Source organism: Sulfuricurvum sp. (assembly GCF_049587615.1).
Taxonomy (GTDB): domain Bacteria; phylum Campylobacterota; class Campylobacteria; order Campylobacterales; family Sulfurimonadaceae; genus Sulfuricurvum.
On sequence record NZ_JBAVEF010000041.1, the window covers coordinates 1 to 2,350 of the forward strand.

At 65.9% G+C, this 2,350-nt stretch carries 3 protein-coding genes; all 3 read right to left on the reverse strand.

Annotated elements, in window-relative coordinates; translation table 11 throughout:
* The coding region (gene tnpC, locus WB308_RS07360) for an IS66 family transposase (protein WP_424190469.1) at nucleotides 1-1,352 on the reverse strand (1,352 nt) is incomplete at its 3' end.
* Nucleotides 1,353-1,377: 25 nt separating this feature from the next.
* Nucleotides 1,378-1,725: an IS66 family insertion sequence element accessory protein TnpB gene (gene tnpB / locus WB308_RS07365; protein WP_424190471.1), complete on the reverse strand. Its 348-nt coding sequence runs from the start codon at nucleotides 1,723-1,725 to the stop codon at nucleotides 1,378-1,380.
* Nucleotides 1,722-2,174, reverse strand: a complete 453-nt coding sequence (gene tnpA / locus WB308_RS07370) for an IS66-like element accessory protein TnpA (protein WP_424190473.1) — start codon at nucleotides 2,172-2,174, stop codon at nucleotides 1,722-1,724. The genes tnpB and tnpA overlap by 4 nt, the downstream gene beginning before the upstream one ends.
* Between the last annotated feature and the right edge of the window lie 176 nt (nucleotides 2,175-2,350).

The following is a 2,350-nucleotide window of genomic DNA, read 5'->3' on the forward strand; positions in this document are numbered from 1 at the left end:
AGCTTGTTCAGCTGCTCGTCGAGCGAAGTCGCCAGCTCGTCGATCCTCGGTCGTGCCGTTCGTTGGCGCACGGCGCGTCGGATGTCGGGCGGTGCTCCGGCGATCGGGCGCTCGATGTCGAACAGCGCGCCGATGCGATCGAGCGCCTCTTTTGCGATCGCCGATTTGTGCGACACGTACTCGTCGTAGAAGCCGCGCCGCACGTGCGACCAACAGGCGACCTCGGCGACGCGCGGCGGGCCTTGCAGCAGTGCGGCGTCGGACGATCGCATGCCTGCGATCTCGTAGAGGCGGCCGAAGCCGGCGTAGCCGTCGGCATGCAGCCAGCCGGTGAAGTCGGCGAGCTCCGCGCGGCAATGCTCACCCTTTCTGTCGGGCGTATAGCGATAGAGCACGGCCGGCGGAGCGTTGCCTGCATGCGGGCGCTCGTCGCGCAGGTAGACCCAGAGCCGGCCGGTCTTGGTCTTGCCGGTGCCCGGCGCCAGAACGTCGACCGGCGTGTCGTGCTGGAAGCACGCCTCCGGCATGACGGCGTGGATGACGCGGCCCGCCATCGCATGCTGCGCGATCAGCTCGACCAGAGGGCGCAGCAGCCACGCGACATGCCCGAGCCACTCGGCGAGCTGGCTGCGATCGATGTCGAGCCCCGATCGCGCGTAAATTTCGGCCTGCCGATAGAGCGGAAGGTGGTCGCAAAACTTCGCCACCACGATGTGGGCGAGGAAGCTCGCGTCGACCATGCCGCGCGGGATCGGCAAATCGGGCATCGGTGCCTGCACCATGGTCTCGCACTTGCGGCACGAGCAGGCCGGGCGCACATGGCGGTTCACCTCGAAGCGCGCCGGCACGTAGGTCAGCACCTCGGTGATAGTCTCGCTCACCGTGCGCAGCTCGGAACCGCCGCAGGTTTTGCACACGCCGGGCGGCGCGTGCACGATGTCGCGGCGTGGAAACTCGGGCGGTAGCTGACGGCGCTTCTTCTTCTCGGGCTTCGCGTCCTCGGCCGGTTGTGCCTCGGCGTTCGCCACTTCCGGCTCGGGCTGCTGCGGCTGCGCTGCAATCGCCTCGGCCTTCGCCGTCTCCGCTTCCTCCAACGCCAGCTCGAGCTGTTCGAGAACCCGCTCGATCCGCTCCGAGCTCGCACCGAACTTGCTCCGACGGAGCTTGGCAATCTGGGCTTTCAGCTTCTCGATCGTCAGCTGCGTGACGACGAGGCCGTTCTTGGCGGCGATGAGCTCGGCGCACGTGGCGGCAAGCTGCGCGCTCTTCTCGATCAGCTCGGCGTCTTTCGCGAGCAGCAATCCCTTCAGCTCGGCAACATCGTCAGGAAGCTGATCGAGCGTGAGCGGCATGCCCTCAGGCATGCACTGCTTCGCACTATCCGGCAAGCGTTGGTTGCCAGGTGCGTTGTGGAGCTCGCCACTCGAGTCCTTCGAGCAACATCGACATCTGTGCGGGGGTCAGAGTGACCGAGCCCTCCTTCGTCGCTGGCCACGTGAAGCGGCCCTTCTCCAGCCGCTTGGCGAACAGGCAGAAGCCCTGGCCGTCCCAGTACAGAAGCTTGACGAGATCACCTCGGCGGCCTCGAAAACAGAAAATCGCGCCCGAGAACGGGTCCTGCTTCAGCACGTCCTGCGCCATGATGCTCAGTCCATCAAAGCCGCGCCGCATGTCGGTGACGCCACACGCCAGATAGATCTTCACGCCAGCCGGCACCGTGATCACGAGCGGCCCCCATCGACCGCGGCAAGGAGACGCGCGAGCGCGTTGGGATCGATGCACTCGTCGACCTTCACGATCCGGCCGTTGGTGAGCACGACCTCGACCATCGCCGGCCGGCGACCGCGCATTGTGGACGATACAGACGGGGGAGATGACATCGCCGAGCTCGCCAGAGGATCGCATGGCGGTGCAGGCGATGACGTGCGCATGTGGGCTCTGACCTGCACGGGAACGAACGAAACCGCCTCCGGTGCGCTCATCGAGATCCCGGGCAGCTTGCCCTCACGCGCATGCCGCAGCCACGTATAGAGCTGCGAGCGGCACACCCCATGCCGATCGGCGATGGCCGCGATCGTGGCGCCCGGCGCAAGCGCCTCCGACATGATCCGCAGCTTCTCCTCGGTCGGCCATTGACGCCGGCGTTCAACCGTCGAGATGATCTCGGCCGCCATGTGCCTTACCGTCCTTAGCCACGTGCTTAAGGACAGTATGCTTCACCCAATCCGCAGTTCCTCAACAACCCGTCCCAACCGCAGTCGTCAGGGGAGGTCGTATTAGACTTGTCATACCCAGCGTGACCTGCTAGGGTCGGCGGCAGATAAGGAGTTGCCGCCATGGCCGAACGAGA